This window comes from Mucilaginibacter metallidurans (assembly GCF_003286435.2).
In the GTDB taxonomy this organism is placed as follows: domain Bacteria; phylum Bacteroidota; class Bacteroidia; order Sphingobacteriales; family Sphingobacteriaceae; genus Mucilaginibacter; species Mucilaginibacter gossypii.
On the sequence record NZ_CP043449.1, the window covers coordinates 3,670,751 to 3,686,988 of the forward strand.

The window sequence follows — 16,238 nt, forward strand, 5'->3', positions numbered from 1 at the left end:
TATATGGACCGACTGAAACTACATTAATTACTCCAACAGCAACGCATCCTCATCATCGGTAAGGTTAAGCTGAATAGTATCACTCCCCGCAATCCCTTCAATACTGCCGCGGATGTGAGCGGCACTTAGCAGCACTTTATCCAATTGCTTTTCGCGGGCTTTCCAAAGTTTTTCCATGGCATCGCGTTCCCGCTGAATGGATTGGCGCATGCTCATATATCCTTCACGAATAGCCTTCCATTGCTCCGAAAACTCGCTGCTGGTAAGGTAATCATACAACAGGTGCATTTTATCACCTTTATTATCCTGTGATTTGGCCAGGTTTGATAATTTCATCACCCCATCCCTTAAAATGTAGGATACTGCCTTCACCTCATCAAAACTACAAATCCAAACCCCGTCACGCTCGCCAAAACAATCCATGCCTTTTGGGTAGCATTGGGTTACAATAACGGCTACATCAACCCCCATGCTGCGCATATCTTTTTTAAGCTTCTCGATCCAATCTGCCGAAAAAGCATTGGTACGCTTGCTTTCATAAATAATGCGGCCGCACTCCTGGCCAAACTGGTTACGCACGGTTTGTACGCAGTCGGCACCGCGTACGCCCTTACCTACTTCGCTTATGATATCGAACGGGAAATAATTGCGTAATAACTCTTCCAGTATCAACTCCTGGGCTTCGCCCTGCAGCTGCATAGAACCCTGCTCGGCTTTGCGCTTCATTTCATCGGCCAGTTTCTTCTGGTCGTCAAGCTGTTTTTCAAGCTCTTTTACCTTTAGCTGGTATTCGGTATCTTTTATGCTGTGGCGTTCTGCTTCCTGCTTGCGGATCTGATCGGTAAGTTCGTTCCGCTGCTCCTGCAGCTTGCGCTGTACGGCAAGCTCCATTTCCTCTTCCTTTTGGCGCAGTTGTTTCTCGCGCTGCAAAAATTCCAGCTCTTTCTGGCGTGATAGTTTTAGTTTTTCCTCAGTTTCAGCGGCTGAATTTTTGAGCAGTACAAGCTGGTTCTCAAAATCCTGGCTTATGGTTTTACGCAGGTTGTCTTCAAGCGTTTGCTGTAATTGCTTTTTTTCGTTGTTAAGCCTTTGTTCAAAGGCTGCCTGCTGCTGGCGCTCCTTATTTAAAAACTCCTCATCCTTTTTGCGGTATTCTTCTTCTTTTTGACGGGTATAATCCATCATTTTAACCCTGAGCTCTTTTTTATACTCCTCGGCCATTACCTCCTCTATCGGAAAACCGAAACCACAACTTGGGCACTTAACTTCTGTAGCCATATTATTTATATAAAAGCTGAGAGCTGAATGCACAAAGCTTTAAGCTAATAACTTGATTATTGATATTATTCAATTACTTAATAAAAGGAAAATATTTCCTGTAAATCAAAGATAGGGATTTTACTGTTTAGCACATGATATGGTAACCCATAAGGGGTATTAACATTATTGTAACAAAATGAAACTACAATGATAACAATCTGTTGTAAATGCCGTTTAAAATACCGAAGTTTATAACATGCAGATATTGAGAATTGGAAAGGTAATGTGGAGTCACGATTATGACCTGGCCACATTAGGGTTGGCAAATGACGGAGGAGCATTATTTGCATTTACCCCGCCACCACACCATTATAACGGCGAAATTATACTTACCCCTAAAAGCCTTGTACTTGACGGCGATAGTTATGAACATATCCCGCTTGATAGCCTTGAGCAGTTATATTTAGGTTTTGACGAGCTTTACAAGCGTTCGATGGTACGGAACAATGGTTTATTCTGGCAGCCGTTAAGATTACGCTACAGGCTAAAAGAAGAGCTTATCACCTTATATCTTATTGTTGATCATACCCTTTTTGGAGCTAAAAATCAATTGTGGTTTAATACCCTTAAACAATTGCTTTCCCGCAAGGCCTAAGCGGATCTTCTTTTCTCCCTCTTTTTACCCGCGCTTCTTTCAAAGCTAAGCAGTTGCTCAGCAATTACCAATTCAGGTTGTAAAAATACCGTGTAACGGGTATTTTATAAAAAGAAACATAGTGGCATATTTACAGCGCATTAGTTGCGCTAAATACTATTATCACTTTTATGAAAAAACTTGGTTTCCTGAGGCTATTCTCCTGCTTGCCCCTCATCGCCATCATCATTCCTGACATAACCGAAACGCTTATCAATCCGGAGTTTAAAGTATCCTTTACACATGTCATAGCAAGCGCGGCCCTTATTTCAATAATTAGCATTTGCACCTTAATAATCCGCTATCAAAAAAAGCAGGGATTAAAAATGCAGTATCTGCCTTCCCAAGCATAGATCTTCCACTGCCTGTATCATAAAACAAGAAAACGGCGCGGGTTATCCGCGCCGTTCCTGTTAATATATTTTGCAATTATTTGGCTTTGCCAAACTCACCATTTGCTTTAATAGCAACTTCGTCGCTCACCATAGCGTTGCCAAATTTTGAACCGAAGTTAAAATCAGAACGTTTGATGGTACCGGTTAACTGGAAACCTGCATCATCAGCTTTGCTCATTGGGTTTTGGATAGTACCACGGTACCATAAATCAAATGAAGCCGGTTTGGTTACACCGTGTAAAGTTAAGTTACCGGTAAGTTTGTAGTGCTTATCAGATGTTTTGGTGATACCGGTGCTGGTAAAAGTAATAGTTGGGTAAGTAGCAACATCAAAAAAATCAGGGCTTGTGATGTGTTTATCGCGCTGATCATTATCTGTAGTTACTGAGGCTGTTTGTATGCTGATCTGAAATTTAGCGTCGCTGAAATCAGGTTTAGCGGCAGTGATGGTTGCATCATAGTTTTTAAAAATACCATCAACATCAGATACCATTAAGTGGGTTACTGTAAATTTAACGTTTGAGTGAGCTTTGTCTACAGTCCAGGTAGTTTGTGCTGATGCCGCCGTGTAGGTGAATGCTGCTGCTAACAGGATAAAAATCTTTTTCATTGTTTTAATTTCTTTTTTTGTTTTTGATTTATGGCTCAAAAGTATGTAAATGATCCGGACTTCAAATAAAATAAATGTTTAAACATGTTTTTATTGAAATCGGATGACAATATACTACCATTTTAGTAGAACTTACAAGAAAAGTAAACTATTTCCGGGGAGATTTATACTTAGTTTTTTAAGGTTTTTTGTTTGTTACGGAGCATGATCAATGCCTTATCGGCCCTTACTTTACGGGTAGCCTCCTGCTTAGCCGAACCTACCCAATCACAATAACCTTGTTTATATGATTTGGACAGGCTTTCAAAAAACGCACGGGCTTCTGCATCGTTGTCAAGCAGGGCCTGCAGTTCGGTAGGTGTACCTTCAATATGTTCGCCGGGTTTAAGCATGGTTTTTCATCTGGGTTTACTTGCCGATAAAGATAATATTAATTGGCATAAACACCGGGCTGAAAAACCATAATTACGGCAAGTAAAACTATTAAAAGAAATGAGATGGCTAAGAGCGTGTCGATAAGCAGCCTTTGGTTTTTTGATTCCATATTACTTTACTTAAACAGTAAAGCTGCAGGTTAGCTTACGGTTGAGTTATTGTGAAAACGGCAGCAGGCTGTAATTATTATAGCTTTTTTTGCACAAAAAGCCTATGTAACGCAAATTTTATAAAACCTAAGGCAAATAAAATTGTTACCTAACAATAATTGAGATTTTACTAAATTAAAGTAATTATGTGAGATAGCCCGGCGTAATAACCGGGCCATCTTTTTTTAAGACCTCATAACCAATTACATCCCCCTTTTATATCCCTTAACGCCGGTGAAACGGTTGCTCAAAAAAATCATCCACTTTTTTATTAAACTCATCGGTATGTTCAACCAATGTGCCATGACCCGAGTTGGGCAGGATCCATAAATACGCGTTCGGAATATTCTCGGCTATCTGAACAGTGTGCGTTGTTACTATGAGGTCATGGTCGCCGGCAATAATCAGCGACGGGCATTTAATAGCTTTCAATGCCGACAGTTTAATATGGGGTTCTTTATAATCAAGCATAAACACCTTCCTATCGTTCTTTTCTTTGGCGGTGATAAAATGATAATCCTTTTTGGCGGCATATTCTTTTTCCATATCCTTCCATAAGGAAGGTATAAGGGCTGTAGAATCGGGCCAGAGGTTGGCACCGGTCGATGCGAGTTTTATTACCTTTTGGGGATGGCGCATAGCCATTACAAGGGCGTTAATGCCGCCGTCGCTCCATCCTATCACATAAGCCGAATCGATATGCATTACATCGAGCAAAGCGGCAAAATCATCGGCCATCATTTCAAACGTAAGTGAATCGCGCGGATCGGTGGACTTGCCATGTGCACGGCTGTCAACAGCTATTACCTTGTACTTCTTTGCAAAATAAGGTATATTTTTTTTAAAAGCATTGATGCTGCTACTGTTGCCATGTATCATCAGCAGGGGTTTGCCTTTACCATAAACTTCGGCATACAACTTTATTCCCCTAATATCATAATATTTACCGGCAACGGCATCATCGCCATAAACTACGCCTTTTTGCTGACTGCAGGCCAAAAATGCCTGACATACCAATACAATTAACAACAGCTTTTTTAACATCATGATCACACCTGTTTAAGTCATTAAATATACATACATAATGCAAAGTTTAAACTTCTGTTACGGACCCAGGCTATTATTTTTTAGATAGTGCTGTAAATCAAACATGTATTATATTTGCGCACTTTAACAAATGCGCTTTTTAAACCATACGGTTAAAACAATATCATACCTATAATTATTTGTTATAGAATGAATATTTATAAACCTGTATACATATATGTTCATGCCTGCTTCCTTTCCTAAAAAATATAAAATATTTATTTCGCTTTTTCCCTTACTATGCGTGGTGTTCACCGCCAGGTGTTTCGGGCAACAGTCTGCAACAGCAAGCCCCAATCGTTTCAAATTTAAAACGGTTATTATCGATGCCGGACACGGAGGCAAAGATCCGGGATCGCACGGAGCTTATTCAAAGGAAAAAAACGTTTCTTTAAGTATCGCCAAAAAGTTAAGGGATGCTATAAATGATGAAATGAGCGGCATTAAAGTAGTAATGACCCGCAGTACCGATGTTTTTATTGAGTTGCACCAACGCACCGATATCGCTAACGACAATCACGGCAACCTGTTCATTTCCATTCATTGTAATTCATCGCCCCAGCGAAAAGGATCATCGCGGGGGACCTTGCTGCTTGTTTATGGCTTTCATCGCAGCCAGGAGCAGCGTGAAGCTTTGCGCGAAAATGCTTCGATATTTATAGAGAAGGATTACAAAGAAAAATATAATGGCTATGGCGATGACGCTGCGGTAAACACTATTGTACTTAACGCGTTTCAGCAAAAATACCGCAAGCAAAGCATCCAGTTTGGCGATTTGGTTGATAACCAGTTCCGCAAAACCAATGGAAGGCATAGTTTGGGTGTAAAGGAACAGGGTGTTTTGGTATTAGCACAAAGCGGTATGCCCGCAGTACTGGTTGAAACCGGGTTTATCAATAATCCATCTGATGAAGCATACCTGAACTCGGCCAGGGGACAAAACGAAATTGTACGATCAATCCTAACAGCGCTAAAGCAATACCGTAATAATTTGGAGGGCAACTAAAAATAAATGAGGGCAGGAGGCAACACTTATGTCCCGGCTGCCCTTATTTTATTTTACCCTGTGGATGATAAAGCCATTATGAACAGTTTCCATACCTATTTTAGGATAATACTCCATAGCTGTTGCGGCCGAAAGCAATAAAAGCATAGTTTCATCGCCAATAGCTTCTTTAGTTAGTTCAATCAGCCTTTTGCCTATTCCTTCTTTTTGATAAGCCTTAGTAACCGCCAGGTCTGAAAGATAGCAGCTGTAACAAAAATCGGTCAGCGCGCGAGATATGCCTACCAGTTTATCACCATCCCAGGCACTAACCACAAGGTTTGAGTTTTGGTACATCCTGGCAATCCGCTGCTCGTCATGGGTTGGGCGGTTCAACCCCGCTGCATCGTAAAGTTCTATCACTTGCCGGGCGGATGGTATTGTACCGGTTTTATAAGTTATTTTCATATTGTTATTGAGTTGTTTACAAGCTTTTAATCAAATGTAAACAGCATCCGCATTATCCCAATAAGCCAGGATTAAGAAAGCAGGTAGTCCAGCAAATATGAAACCGGGAAGCGGGCAGCAAGTTTTACAGCGTATCATTCAGACCGCTTTACCTAAGTGTTAGTTAATTACCATTTTTTAAAAATAACAAATACCGCCAGCACAATTAGCCCGAAACCTACCAAATGGTTCCAGCCCAGTTTTTCATTTTTGAAAAGCAGGGTGGTGAATATCATAAATACCGTGAGGGTAATGGCTTCCTGAATAGTTTTTAATTCAACCAGGGTAAAAGGGCCGCCGTTTTCCTTAAAGCCTCCTTCGTTAGCAGGTACCTGGAACAGGTATTCAAAAAATGCCAAGCCCCAGCTTATAAGTATAATGGCTATTAAGCTTAGGTTTTTGCTCCATTCGTACTCTTTAAACTTAAGGTGCCCATACCAGGCAAATGTCATAAAGGTGTTGGATATAAACAGAAATGTAACAGTGCGCAAGCCTTTCATCAATACAATTTTTTGTGTAAATATCAATAAATTGAGATTGATAACACCAGCGGCTGTAAATTGTTATGCTATTATTTATAACAATTTAAAATTTTAAAACCAGTTCGGCACCAAGCGAAAAGGAGTTCCAGTTTTGTTTTCCCGAAACATCGCCCAAAGTTAGTTTCTGGGAAAAAAAATTATATTTTGATTCGATGCTGACCCCTAACTTAGGAGTTATCGGAAATATCACCCCTACTTTAGGAGCATAATATAATGATTGCGACCATTTATCATAAACAAATGGATCTACGCCGTCAATTTCATAACCTACAGCAAAGTCGGTAAAATATACTCCTAAATTCACACCGCCATATACCCTGAAGTTATCGGCTATGTCAATATTATAAGCAGCACCACCATACGCGGCAATTACGGGCATATCCGCATAATACGTATTTGCAGTTGAGCCGGTACCTTCAACTTCCTCCGAAATTAAATATTCATCCGGCTTAAAGTTCATGTACCCTAAGCTTATACTTGCGGTAAAAGGACCTAAAAACCTATAAACGCTGGCATTAAAACTATAGGCAGGCTTAAACGTGTAATTAGTATTACCCTGCGGGATATCAACACCTGTACCGGCAGCTATGCCCCAGCCATCGCTAAAATTAACGGCGCCACTGCCTCCGCCACCATACGTTAACGCCCGGCTTGAATGATGCTGGGCCATAGCAGTATTAAAACAACAAAACAGTATAAATAGTAAAAATATCTTACAACAGATAGCTGATTTTTTCATGAGGAGTAAGTGCGCCTTACGGGGAGAAGTTAGATAATGGTGTTTAGGGTTCATTTACCCGTAAAAATAAAAAAATAAAGTTAACCCCGAACACTAAATTAATTTCATAACATGTAAAAGCCACAAAAAAGCCCGGCCTAAATGTGGCCGTTGCGCAACTAAACTGAGGTTTTCAACTAACCCAGTCGAATAAAGTTCGATTGGGTTAGTTTTTTTATAAACATTTGACAATCAGATATTTGTTTTGTATATTAAGGATATGCAAGGCAAAAAAGATTATCAGGAAAAGCTCTTTATCCGGTTTCAGCTTTCAGACTACGTTCCAGCAGATAACTTCTACAGGCGTTTGAAAAGTATACTCGATCTGAACTTTGTTTATGATACGACCAGCAAATATTATGGTACAGAGGGTCAAAAGAGCATTGACCCGGTTGTGTTTTTCAAACTAATGCTTGTTGGTTATTTAGAGAACCTGAATAGCGATAGGCGCATTATTGCTACCTCACGTATGCGCATGGATATCCTCTATTTTATAGGATATGATCTGGATGAAGAACTTCCCTGGCATTCGACATTAAGCCGCACACGCCAGCTTTACGGAGAAGAGGAGTTTACAGCTGTCTTTAAACAGGTTCTGAAAAAGTGTATTGATGCAGGTTTGGTAGCAGGTAAAAGACAGGCTATCGATAGCGCATTTGTCAAAGCCAATGCAGCTATGTCAAGTTTGGTAGAACGCGAGATCATGAATGATGCGGCAACTTATGGCAAGCAATTGGACGATCATAATGATGAAGCCCCGGCTGGGGACATACCGGATGAAAACACTAAGCCTAAGCCGAGAAAGAATGCTAAAGTTGATAAGAAAGCGAACAGCAAGCGTTACAGCCCATCAGACCCTGATGCCCGGTTATCGGTGAAACCCGGAAAAACAACACGGCTGAACTATTCGGCTCATGTAAGCGTAGATACACAAAACCACGTTATTACACACATCCAGGCCTTCCATGCAGATAAAGGAGATGCACCATGCCTACCTGAGATCCTTACCCATGTCGCCGGAAACCTTAAAGATAATGGCATGGAAATAGAAGATGTGCTTGCCGATACAGGTTATAGCGGTGAAGCGGCGCTTCTGTTTTTAGCTGGTAATCATATTAAAGGCTTCATACCTAACAGGCCAGGATGTCAAAGCAGGGAAAGCCGGCAGGGCTTCAGTTATGACGGGGAGCAAGACCGGTATGTTTGTCCTGAAGGCAAATACCTTACTTTTCACAACTTCAAAAAAGCAGAGAACGATAATACCCATAAGATATATCGTACCAGTGTTAAAGATTGCAGGGACTGTCCGCTTAAAAGCACCTGCGCTAATCTGCAAGGCTTTAAAGTGTTTAAGGATTCCGTAGCTAAAGACCTTTATATAGAAATGCATGAACGCATGCAAACCCGACAAGGGAGCAAGGCCAGGAAAGTAAGACAAAGTACGGTAGAACCGGTACTGGGCACCCTGATCAATTTTACAGGCATGAAACAGGTAAACACAAAAGGGCTCGAATTGGCCAATAAATGTATGATCATGGCCGCCATTGCATATAACCTTAAAAAACTTGTCAATGGTATACCTGCAAAAATCAGAAGAAGAAAAAGAAAGCTACCGGGAAACCATTCTGATGCCGTAATCAATACATTATCGGCCTGTTTATTGAAGATAGCAAACATACTAACTGCTTTCAGCATTGACTATAAAAGCAAATGGCCGAATAATCATTTGCTTTGCAATTTAATTATTCAGCCATTTTAAGCCCTGTTGCGCAACGGCCACAAATAAACCGGGCAACAGGGCTTTAAGGGTACTAAACAATATATTTGGTTTATAATGATTAATGTTAAAAACTACGGTAACTGACCGAGGCCAGTAATTTATTATTGCAACTGCGAACCTGGCCTGTCGCCAAGTTTCCGGATATAGGCTATGCCCAATGTACAAGCAATTATAAAAAGAAATAAAAAGCATTCAATGTATATATGAAACGGCGAAATATCTTGGAAACGGCCAACTATAAAAGTAGAAATATCAGGCAGTAATAAGCCGAACAATGGAAAGCCGGCAAACATTCTTAAAATTGCTAATTTTTCCATAATATTTTAAGGTATCAGTTAATACGTCTAATTTAACACTTTAGAGAGTAATGAAAAATAATATTTATTAAAAAGCAATAAATATTTTCGATATGGTTAATGTGAGTTTTTATAGATTTAAACAGCATCAGAGTTTATAATATTCCTCAATTGAGCGGCCTATTTCTTGCAGCGGGATCAGATGATCTCCAAAACGATGCTCAATAATTTCCCAGTAACCTTTTGTTAACCGGGTTATGGTGTAAAAAGCCGAGTAGTTCAATACACTGAAGGTAGTTTCATTAACAACCGAAGGTATAATTTTATAAGTCCGCTTATTAACTCTTAGTTCAAAAGGCTCCATGGGCATCCGTTTACACAAAAATATTGTGCAGTATACGGATATACAAGCGTGACGCACCCCGTATTTTAACCCATTTTACACTACGTATTTTCACCCTAAAAAAGGGTTAAAAAGGCATTGCTTTTACCAATTCAAGTACATTTTGTTTTATTGCAGGATCGTTTTCAATAATCTGAACAAGCTCATTATCGTCTGACACAGAAACAATTACAAAGTTTCTATCCTGGTTCCAGAAACTACCGCTTATAACAACTTTGCCATTGCTTTTAAGGTCAGCGTAATAACCATTTCTATCAACTAAACATTGTTCGTTATCCGCAAGGCTGTCAATCTCTTGAAAAAAAAGCATCACGTGATGCGGATCTTTATAGGCTGATGCATGTACCATAAGTTGACTATTTTATTTAATACTTAATTATTAAACTGATTAAGCTAAACAAGTAACCTCTGTTAATATGTTACCCGGAGCATTAAAATAAAACCCATAACCGCCACGCAAAGGCGCAGGGGCTTGCGTTACAGCTACTCCCCCTTTTACCAGCCGGTCATAAACTTCGGCAACCTGTTCATGACTGTCAACCAAAAAACCGATATGAAAAGCATCGGGGTAACTGTTATTGCCATTCCGGTTAAAGGTATCAGCCATAAGCACCAGGATAAAACCATCCTCGCCTTCCATTACGGCCAGCATATTATTACCTTTTACACCGGTACATTTAAAGTTAAAATATTACTTAAAAAATTCAGAGCAGCCGGCAACATCGGTCACCGGCAAATTAACATGATTAAGTTTAATAGTTGTTGCTGACATAATTATTAAGGCTTTAATGCTTTTAAAACCAACCCAAGTGCTTGTTCCATCAGTTTATCATCCAATTTAAAACTGCTATTCACATAGCTGTTGCCCTGATTATGAAATTTGATAAGCTGATAAAGCGGCGCATATGCTACTGCCCAATAAACCTCAAAAGGCAGTGGTATCAGTTGCTGCTTTTTTTCGGCATTACGCATAAATACTCCCAGTACCTGCCCAAAATTAACGGTAAGCATAGCGGTTACTTTTTCATAAAAATGGGTATAGCGCATAATTTCAATAAACTCCATATCTAACGGACATTGCATGAAATACTCAAGACGGTTGCGCCATTGTACCCTCAGCCCATCTGCAAAATCCATATCAGGCGAAAAATTTTGAAGACTAAAAGTCATCATCTTTTCAGCTACGCCAACGCAAATACTGCTTATTAATTCTTCTTTATCTTTATAATAAATATAGATAGTAGCGGGTGATACCCCAGCCAACCGCGCAAGCTTGTTCACTCCAAAACCGTCAAGACCTTCAGTCACTATCAATTCTATCGCCTTCTGGCGTATTTGGTATTCTTTATGTTCGTCGCGTGGCCTCATTTCAACACAAAAATAAGTGAGCGTTCGCTTATTTAAAAATTTATTTTTATTCATTTTGGATATGGGCTAAAAACCTATATCACCCTAAAAAAATCTATAAAAAAACACGGACGTTAAAACAATAACCGCAATGCAATGTTCTATCATCACTTAATTAACTAAAAATTGCAAAGGCTTTTTGTAAACGATGCCTTCGAAATTGTTAGCCGGCTGATTTTGAGGGTTTCAATGGAATGAATGCAATTTTATTTAAATTACAAAGAAATAATACGTACCTTAGCATTGTCATACTAAATGTTAATAATTATGGAAAAATTAATAATATTGAGAATGTTCTTTTGCTTCCCGCTTGTTGGTCTGTTGGTTCCAGATGCAGGTATTTTGTTGTCAAACTTCCCTGGCAAGGTTCCGGTAATTCACGTTGTAATTGAGGTAGCATTATTGGTGTGCATTGCGCTTTGTACAGCCGCGATAGCATATGGAAAAAAACGGAATCAGGATAGGACAAACGAAGCTTCTTTTTCCTGATCATTGATTAAAAAATAAAGGAATATTCCTGCCCGGTTGTAATTAAACTCTTTAAAATTGGGGCTTTTACGCCCCAATTTTATCCCCAATGCCCATTACCCCCCACTCTTTTCTTATCAGTTATAAGATATTTCATTATGGTATAAGTTTTGCCATAGTCAATAACAGTTTTTTATTGATATTTGATAAACCGCTGCCGTGTTCATGAAAAAAATTCTATTTCTGCTTTTTTTGCCGCTATGTTCACTTGCCCAAACAGCAAGTAAATATATCCAGGAGGGAAACTCAAAAGCCAATGTAAGGAATTACAAAGATGCTATACAAGATTTTACACGTGCTATAGAATTAAACAACAAAAACGCGGACGTTTTTTATTACAGGGCCAATGCATATGGCAACCTCAAAGACTATAAAGCAGCTATTAATGATTATGCTCAGGCCATTGTCCTAAAAGCCGATTTGACCAACGCCTACCTTTATAAAGCCAACGCAGAGGCTGCCATACAAGATTATCAGGCCGCCATTATTGATTTTGACCGCGCGATTGCATTGGGACCAAAAACGGCAGACATGTTTCACTACAGGGGCAATGCCAAAAGTAACATGAGCGATTATACCGGCGCTATTGCCGATTTTACCACGGCACTTCAATTTACACCAAATAACGCCGATCTTTTCAAGTACCGGGGCCTGGCCAAAAACAATAATAACGATTTTACCGGAGCCATTGCTGATTATAATAAGGCTGTTAAACTAAGCCCTAACAGCGCCGAAATCTATCAATACATGGCAGGCAGCAAGGCCAGCATAAACGATTATAATGGCGCTATTGCTGATTATACCAAAACACTATCGCTTAATCCCGATAACGCTGAAGCTTATTTTTACCGGGCAAATACCAGGGCAAAACTAAATGATTTTAAAGGCGCGGTTGATGATTATAAAAAAGCGGCCGCTATCAACCCCAACCTTAAAAACCTTTTGCTTTACATGGCCAATGCCCAAAGCAGCCTGGGCGATTCAAATGGCGCTCTTGATTATTTCGACAAGGCAATTGCTCAATTTCCCCGGAATGCAAATCTGTACCTATATCGTGGAATTATTAAGAGCGACAAAAAAGATAATAATGCCGCGTTGGAAGATTTTAACAAAGCTATTGCCCTTGAACCCAAAAACGGCGATGCATACCAAAGCCGTTCATTTTCAAAGCTGGCATTAGGCAATTACGAAGGCGCCAGGGCTGATGCCGACTCGGCAATTAAAATAAACCCCAACAGTATAAGTGCTTACGTAACCTTAAGCAAAGCTAAAATGGCCATGAAGGATACCGCGGGAGTGATTACCGATTTAACAAAAGCAATCAACTTGAACAGTAAAAGCGACGAAGCTTACCTGTCGCGCGGCGATGCTTATCGCGATTTGGGGGTTCCCTTAGCCGCTATTAACGACTATACGAAGGCCATTGCTATAAACCCGGTTTATACTTATGCCTTTTTAAACCGGGCCATTGAAAAAACCAAACTGGGCGATTATGCCGCGGCTGTAACTGACCTCGAAAAACTGATCAGTATTGCCCCACAACAACAAAATGGTTATTCACGATTGGGTAAAATCAATAATTTTTATAAATACACTAACAATGGCGTACAAATATTTAACAAGGCTATAGCACTTAACCCTGCAAATGCTGATTTTTACCTTTATCGGGGTGAAGCAAAAGCCGCCACCGGCGATGCCAAAGGGGCCATGGCCGATTATAATATCGGTGTACTTAAAGCCCTAAAAATATCACACTATTGTTGAAGCGGGGTCTGGCCAAAGCAGACGCTGAAGACAACAACGGCGCCATAGCCGATTTGAGCAACGCACTAAAAATTGACTCATTATCAGATTCAACCGCTTTAGTATGGCAAGCGCGGGGTTTTGTAAAAGCCAAACTTAAAAACTATAAAGGCGCCCTAGCTGATCTCGACCGTGCCGTGTCAATTTACTCAAACGACGAAACCTTTTTAATCAGGGGCGATACTAAAATGGCTATGAAGGATTATGCCGGCGCTGCCGATGATTATCATAATGCCATTTATATGAACGATACCAATGTAAAAGCTTACTCGCATAGTGGTATTGCTAAAAGCAATCTCGGGGATGCCCAGGGAGTGAAAGAAGATTTTGCGGCCGTGGTTAAACTTGCCCCTAACAATCCTGATCTATATATTGACAGGGCTGTCGCCAAAATAAATTTGAAAGATCTGAACGGAGCAATTTTGGACTGTAATACCGCTATAAGCCTTGACGCGAAAAATGGCCGTGCTTATCTACAAAGGAGCCTTGCAAAAATAGCCCTTGATGATAGAACGGGCGGTTGCGCCGATATGAATAACGCTTTAAGTATGGGCGTAAAAGAAGCATCTGATTTTATTATAAAATATTGCAAATAACAATAACTTTTCATTTACAATACTCGTATAATAAGTAACTATTAACTGATCTATAAATAACAACCAAGCCCCGAAAGGGGCTTTTACATTTACGCGGCTTTGGAGCGACTATACCGCCTTCTTATCTTCTATATGTAATTGCGCGCGCAGCTCTTTCAATTCCATTTCGTAGGCGCGCATACGGGCCTGTAAAATATCAACCTCGGTACGCATCATTTGTATTTCGGTAATAAGCTTGGCCGATTCGGGTTTGTTGATTATTTTTTCGCCTGTGCCAAGAATAAGCCATTCGGGCGAGTATTTAAGCTGGAAACAGAGTTTGCGGATAAGATAATAGCTAATATCCTGCTTTTTGTTGATCACCTTGCTAATGAAACCCTGATCAACACCAATGGCCCCGGCAAGCCCCAGCTGGCCGCCGTGCTCTTTAACAACTACCTTTAACCGTTTTATAATCGCTTCGTCAGACATAAGTGACTGCAATAATAATCATTTTGTTTATCCATGCAATATATAATTGCTTTATTGAACAAACACCCAAAACAAAAAAGGTCAAATGCCCCAACAGCAAATGACCTTAAAGTAAAACTAACCAACAAAAACTATATATGACAATAAAATAAACTCTGGTTAAACCATAAATTATTTATTTCCTAAATTTTCAAGCAGCTCGTCAAGCTTATCATTATAAATCGGCAAACTGATCTTTCCTGCATGGTACTCATCTGCTATCTGTTGCAGGTTTGCCCCTATTTTTTGCTTCGCATCGTTACGAATATTCATATGACAGGTATCAGCACTGAGCCCGGCATTAATTTTACTTATTTTTTGATCCATGCATCGTTTCATCAGTAACGGCTGCACATCATTCGCGTTTTTCAGCAATAAGTTAACCCTGCTGCGTTGTTGCTTATCAAACTGTAAAATAACAAATACCAGTCCGAGCCCCGCTATCATAAACAAATAAAAATAATCCATATAAAGCACTGATATTAAACATTCATTATACATTTTAATACGGAGCCAATAAAATAAGGTTGCATAATATTTAAAACTTTTTTCGAATATTTTTCTAACACAAAAATCCCCGTGCACAAATTTTAAAATATGCATAAAAAGCCGACCTTTACATTCACAATCTCTTAACAAAAGAAATACATAAAATTGCGATCATTATGAAACCGGGCGATAAGGTAATTTGTATAAACGACAAAATAGATCCTGAAAAGATGGCTGAAATACGGCAGGACTTTGAGATTTGGATCACCAAAGATAAGGAATACACCATACGCGAAATACTTGATAACAATGGTATTGTAACCGGCCTGTTGTTGGAAGAAGTACACAATTTCCCCAAATTTTTTAAACTGATAAACCGCTTCCAGGAACCTGCTTTTGCCCAGTGGCGTTTCCGCAAACTAAACTACGCAAGTCCGGAAGCCGAAGCTGTTAGCGAAGATTTGGAGCTTGTTGAGCATATTGAAAAAGAACAACAGCTGGTAAAAGTAAAATAGCGTCGGGACCTGCATCCCGGCCCTCCTTTAGGCAACAATGATCGCTTTGTTAAAATAAGTTAAACATTTGCTGCAACCTATTCATAAACGGATATTTATATAGCGAACCTGCTGCATATAATTATCTGTCTGTATGAAAAAGTTACCCGCATTGTTTTCACTGGCAACCTCAATTGGATTGTGGTATGCCTGCACCCAGCACCCGCAAAACAAAAACGCTATTGATAAGTCTGCCGTAAAAATCAGCAACCATGGCGTTAACATTGCCTATACAGATACGGGCAAAGGTGATACCACATTGCTTTTTGTACATGGACGGCGCATTAACAAAAGTTACTTTAACAATCAGGTAAAATACCTTGGTAATAAATGCCGGGCTATTACGATTGATTTGCCTGGTTATGCCCAATCAGGTAAAACCGTAACTCATGTACGGTGAATGATTTCAAGCCTGTGAAACAGTATTTAAA

The 16,238-nt window shown here is 39.8% G+C and carries 22 protein-coding genes; 8 read left to right on the plus strand and 14 right to left on the minus strand.

Translation table 11 applies throughout. The features are described from left to right. Window positions 1-27 precede the first annotated feature (27 nt). Window positions 28-1,278, minus strand: a complete 1,251-nt coding sequence (locus tag DIU38_RS15545) for a DUF2130 domain-containing protein (RefSeq protein WP_167516194.1) — start codon at window positions 1,276-1,278, stop codon at window positions 28-30. A gap of 238 nt (window positions 1,279-1,516) precedes the next feature. Between DIU38_RS15545 and DIU38_RS15550 the strand changes: the two genes are divergently transcribed. Further along, window positions 1,517-1,915 carry a hypothetical protein gene (locus tag DIU38_RS15550; protein WP_129568859.1) on the plus strand — a complete coding sequence of 133 codons (399 nt, stop codon included), beginning with the start codon at window positions 1,517-1,519 and terminating at the stop codon, window positions 1,913-1,915. Window positions 1,916-2,383: 468 nt separating this feature from the next. On the opposite strand, the gene DIU38_RS15555 is transcribed toward DIU38_RS15550, so the two are convergent. From DIU38_RS15555 to DIU38_RS15565, 3 genes are all read right to left on the minus strand, one after another. Then, window positions 2,384-2,959 carry a YceI family protein gene (locus DIU38_RS15555; protein WP_090523809.1) on the minus strand — a complete coding sequence of 192 codons (576 nt, stop codon included), beginning with the start codon at window positions 2,957-2,959 and terminating at the stop codon, window positions 2,384-2,386. A gap of 170 nt (window positions 2,960-3,129) precedes the next feature. Beyond that, window positions 3,130-3,351 carry a YdeI/OmpD-associated family protein gene (locus tag DIU38_RS15560; RefSeq protein ID WP_112651812.1) on the minus strand — a complete coding sequence of 74 codons (222 nt, stop codon included), beginning with the start codon at window positions 3,349-3,351 and terminating at the stop codon, window positions 3,130-3,132. A 417-nt stretch (window positions 3,352-3,768) separates the two neighbouring features. Continuing rightward, window positions 3,769-4,590 carry an alpha/beta fold hydrolase gene (locus DIU38_RS15565; RefSeq protein WP_208057799.1) on the minus strand — a complete coding sequence of 274 codons (822 nt, stop codon included), beginning with the start codon at window positions 4,588-4,590 and terminating at the stop codon, window positions 3,769-3,771. A 223-nt stretch (window positions 4,591-4,813) separates the two neighbouring features. Here DIU38_RS15565 and DIU38_RS15570 point away from each other — a divergent pair, with 223 nt between their 5' ends. Next, window positions 4,814-5,635, plus strand: a complete 822-nt coding sequence (locus DIU38_RS15570) for an N-acetylmuramoyl-L-alanine amidase family protein (protein WP_167516195.1) — start codon at window positions 4,814-4,816, stop codon at window positions 5,633-5,635. Window positions 5,636-5,683: 48 nt separating this feature from the next. Here the strand turns inward: DIU38_RS15570 and DIU38_RS15575 are convergent, their stop codons facing one another. The 3 genes from DIU38_RS15575 to DIU38_RS15585 form a co-directional block, all read right to left on the minus strand. Beyond that, on the minus strand, window positions 5,684-6,082 hold the full coding sequence (locus DIU38_RS15575) for a GNAT family N-acetyltransferase (protein ID WP_112651808.1): 399 nt from the start codon (window positions 6,080-6,082) through the stop codon (window positions 5,684-5,686). Between the two features lie 167 nt (window positions 6,083-6,249). Beyond that, entirely contained in the window at window positions 6,250-6,621 is a 372-nt protein-coding gene (locus DIU38_RS15580) for a DMT family protein (RefSeq protein WP_112651806.1), read from the minus strand. 85 nt (window positions 6,622-6,706) lie between these two features. Then, window positions 6,707-7,333: a hypothetical protein gene (locus DIU38_RS15585; RefSeq protein WP_167516196.1), complete on the minus strand. Its 627-nt coding sequence runs from the start codon at window positions 7,331-7,333 to the stop codon at window positions 6,707-6,709. Window positions 7,334-7,661: 328 nt separating this feature from the next. Here DIU38_RS15585 and DIU38_RS15590 point away from each other — a divergent pair, with 328 nt between their 5' ends. Continuing rightward, complete coding sequence (locus tag DIU38_RS15590) at window positions 7,662-9,200, plus strand: IS1182 family transposase (protein WP_112658366.1); 1,539 nt, start codon at window positions 7,662-7,664, stop codon at window positions 9,198-9,200. 122 nt (window positions 9,201-9,322) lie between these two features. Here DIU38_RS15590 and DIU38_RS15595 read toward each other — a convergent pair whose 3' ends face one another. The 5 genes from DIU38_RS15595 to DIU38_RS15615 all read right to left on the minus strand — a co-directional run bounded on the left by DIU38_RS15595 (window position 9,323) and on the right by DIU38_RS15615 (window position 11,342). Further along, the gene (locus DIU38_RS15595) at window positions 9,323-9,538 is read right to left on the minus strand and encodes a hypothetical protein (protein ID WP_090523794.1); all 216 of its coding nucleotides are present in this window, start codon (window positions 9,536-9,538) and stop codon (window positions 9,323-9,325) included. A 127-nt stretch (window positions 9,539-9,665) separates the two neighbouring features. Then, window positions 9,666-9,881, minus strand: a complete 216-nt coding sequence (locus DIU38_RS15600; RefSeq protein WP_090523792.1) for a hypothetical protein — start codon at window positions 9,879-9,881, stop codon at window positions 9,666-9,668. Between the two features lie 106 nt (window positions 9,882-9,987). Next, the gene (locus DIU38_RS15605; RefSeq protein ID WP_112659044.1) at window positions 9,988-10,269 is read right to left on the minus strand and encodes a YciI family protein; all 282 of its coding nucleotides are present in this window, start codon (window positions 10,267-10,269) and stop codon (window positions 9,988-9,990) included. Window positions 10,270-10,308: 39 nt separating this feature from the next. Further along, window positions 10,309-10,572, minus strand: coding sequence for a VOC family protein (locus tag DIU38_RS15610; protein ID WP_112659042.1), 264 nt, complete (start codon window positions 10,570-10,572; stop codon window positions 10,309-10,311). A 125-nt stretch (window positions 10,573-10,697) separates the two neighbouring features. Next, window positions 10,698-11,342, minus strand: a complete 645-nt coding sequence (locus tag DIU38_RS15615) for a TetR/AcrR family transcriptional regulator (RefSeq protein WP_243770735.1) — start codon at window positions 11,340-11,342, stop codon at window positions 10,698-10,700. 252 nt (window positions 11,343-11,594) lie between these two features. On the opposite strand from DIU38_RS15615, the gene DIU38_RS15620 reads away from it, so the two are divergent. The 3 genes from DIU38_RS15620 (at window position 11,595) to DIU38_RS15630 (ending at window position 14,254) form a co-directional block, all read left to right on the plus strand. Then, window positions 11,595-11,816 (plus strand): hypothetical protein, encoded by a 222-nt coding sequence (locus DIU38_RS15620; RefSeq protein WP_129568850.1) that lies wholly within the window; start codon window positions 11,595-11,597, stop codon window positions 11,814-11,816. 204 nt (window positions 11,817-12,020) lie between these two features. Beyond that, window positions 12,021-13,619, plus strand: coding sequence for a tetratricopeptide repeat protein (locus DIU38_RS15625; RefSeq protein ID WP_149354110.1), 1,599 nt, complete (start codon window positions 12,021-12,023; stop codon window positions 13,617-13,619). Continuing rightward, entirely contained in the window at window positions 13,613-14,254 is a 642-nt protein-coding gene (locus DIU38_RS15630) for a tetratricopeptide repeat protein (RefSeq protein WP_149354111.1), read from the plus strand. Before DIU38_RS15625 ends, DIU38_RS15630 begins: the two co-directional genes overlap by 7 nt. 108 nt (window positions 14,255-14,362) lie before the next feature. Here the strand turns inward: DIU38_RS15630 and DIU38_RS15635 are convergent, their stop codons facing one another. Together DIU38_RS15635 and DIU38_RS15640 are read right to left on the minus strand one after the other, a co-directional pair. Further along, window positions 14,363-14,725 carry a helix-turn-helix domain-containing protein gene (locus DIU38_RS15635; RefSeq protein ID WP_091163248.1) on the minus strand — a complete coding sequence of 121 codons (363 nt, stop codon included), beginning with the start codon at window positions 14,723-14,725 and terminating at the stop codon, window positions 14,363-14,365. Between the two features lie 171 nt (window positions 14,726-14,896). Next, window positions 14,897-15,232, minus strand: coding sequence for a hypothetical protein (locus tag DIU38_RS15640; RefSeq protein ID WP_146750477.1), 336 nt, complete (start codon window positions 15,230-15,232; stop codon window positions 14,897-14,899). Window positions 15,233-15,429: 197 nt separating this feature from the next. Between DIU38_RS15640 and DIU38_RS15645 the strand changes: the two genes are divergently transcribed. Together DIU38_RS15645 and DIU38_RS15650 are read left to right on the plus strand one after the other, a co-directional pair. Continuing rightward, on the plus strand, window positions 15,430-15,768 hold the full coding sequence (locus tag DIU38_RS15645) for a hypothetical protein (RefSeq protein ID WP_091163246.1): 339 nt from the start codon (window positions 15,430-15,432) through the stop codon (window positions 15,766-15,768). A gap of 133 nt (window positions 15,769-15,901) precedes the next feature. Continuing rightward, a complete protein-coding gene (locus tag DIU38_RS15650; RefSeq protein WP_112659036.1) occupies window positions 15,902-16,207 on the plus strand; it encodes an alpha/beta fold hydrolase in 306 nt (101 codons plus the stop codon). Window positions 16,208-16,238: the final 31 nt, after the last annotated feature.

Excerpts from the sequence above, each read along its gene's own strand:
- DIU38_RS15595 (WP_090523794.1), bottom strand. The coding sequence starts at position 9,538 with ATGGAAAAATTAGCAATTTTAAGAATGTTTGCCGGCTTTCCATTGTTC.
- DIU38_RS15650 (WP_112659036.1), top strand. The coding sequence starts at position 15,902 with ATGAAAAAGTTACCCGCATTGTTTTCACTGGCAACCTCAATTGGATTG.
- DIU38_RS15580 (WP_112651806.1), bottom strand. The coding sequence starts at position 6,621 with ATGAAAGGCTTGCGCACTGTTACATTTCTGTTTATATCCAACACCTTT.
- DIU38_RS15585 (WP_167516196.1), bottom strand. The coding sequence starts at position 7,333 with ATGGCCCAGCATCATTCAAGCCGGGCGTTAACGTATGGTGGCGGAGGC.
- DIU38_RS15550 (WP_129568859.1), top strand. The coding sequence starts at position 1,517 with ATGCAGATATTGAGAATTGGAAAGGTAATGTGGAGTCACGATTATGAC.
- DIU38_RS15635 (WP_091163248.1), bottom strand. The coding sequence starts at position 14,725 with ATGTCTGACGAAGCGATTATAAAACGGTTAAAGGTAGTTGTTAAAGAG.
- DIU38_RS15600 (WP_090523792.1), bottom strand. The coding sequence starts at position 9,881 with ATGGAGCCTTTTGAACTAAGAGTTAATAAGCGGACTTATAAAATTATA.
- DIU38_RS15565 (WP_208057799.1), bottom strand. The coding sequence starts at position 4,590 with ATGATGTTAAAAAAGCTGTTGTTAATTGTATTGGTATGTCAGGCATTT.
- DIU38_RS15560 (WP_112651812.1), bottom strand. The coding sequence starts at position 3,351 with ATGCTTAAACCCGGCGAACATATTGAAGGTACACCTACCGAACTGCAG.
- DIU38_RS15640 (WP_146750477.1), bottom strand. The coding sequence starts at position 15,232 with ATGGATTATTTTTATTTGTTTATGATAGCGGGGCTCGGACTGGTATTT.
- DIU38_RS15545 (WP_167516194.1), bottom strand. The coding sequence starts at position 1,278 with ATGGCTACAGAAGTTAAGTGCCCAAGTTGTGGTTTCGGTTTTCCGATA.
- DIU38_RS15570 (WP_167516195.1), top strand. The coding sequence starts at position 4,814 with ATGCCTGCTTCCTTTCCTAAAAAATATAAAATATTTATTTCGCTTTTT.
- DIU38_RS15645 (WP_091163246.1), top strand. The coding sequence starts at position 15,430 with ATGAAACCGGGCGATAAGGTAATTTGTATAAACGACAAAATAGATCCT.
- DIU38_RS15590 (WP_112658366.1), top strand. The coding sequence starts at position 7,662 with ATGCAAGGCAAAAAAGATTATCAGGAAAAGCTCTTTATCCGGTTTCAG.
- DIU38_RS15575 (WP_112651808.1), bottom strand. The coding sequence starts at position 6,082 with ATGAAAATAACTTATAAAACCGGTACAATACCATCCGCCCGGCAAGTG.
- DIU38_RS15620 (WP_129568850.1), top strand. The coding sequence starts at position 11,595 with ATGGAAAAATTAATAATATTGAGAATGTTCTTTTGCTTCCCGCTTGTT.
- DIU38_RS15555 (WP_090523809.1), bottom strand. The coding sequence starts at position 2,959 with ATGAAAAAGATTTTTATCCTGTTAGCAGCAGCATTCACCTACACGGCG.
- DIU38_RS15605 (WP_112659044.1), bottom strand. The coding sequence starts at position 10,269 with ATGGTACATGCATCAGCCTATAAAGATCCGCATCACGTGATGCTTTTT.
- DIU38_RS15610 (WP_112659042.1), bottom strand. The coding sequence starts at position 10,572 with ATGCTGGCCGTAATGGAAGGCGAGGATGGTTTTATCCTGGTGCTTATG.
- DIU38_RS15625 (WP_149354110.1), top strand. The coding sequence starts at position 12,021 with ATGAAAAAAATTCTATTTCTGCTTTTTTTGCCGCTATGTTCACTTGCC.
- DIU38_RS15615 (WP_243770735.1), bottom strand. The coding sequence starts at position 11,342 with ATGAATAAAAATAAATTTTTAAATAAGCGAACGCTCACTTATTTTTGT.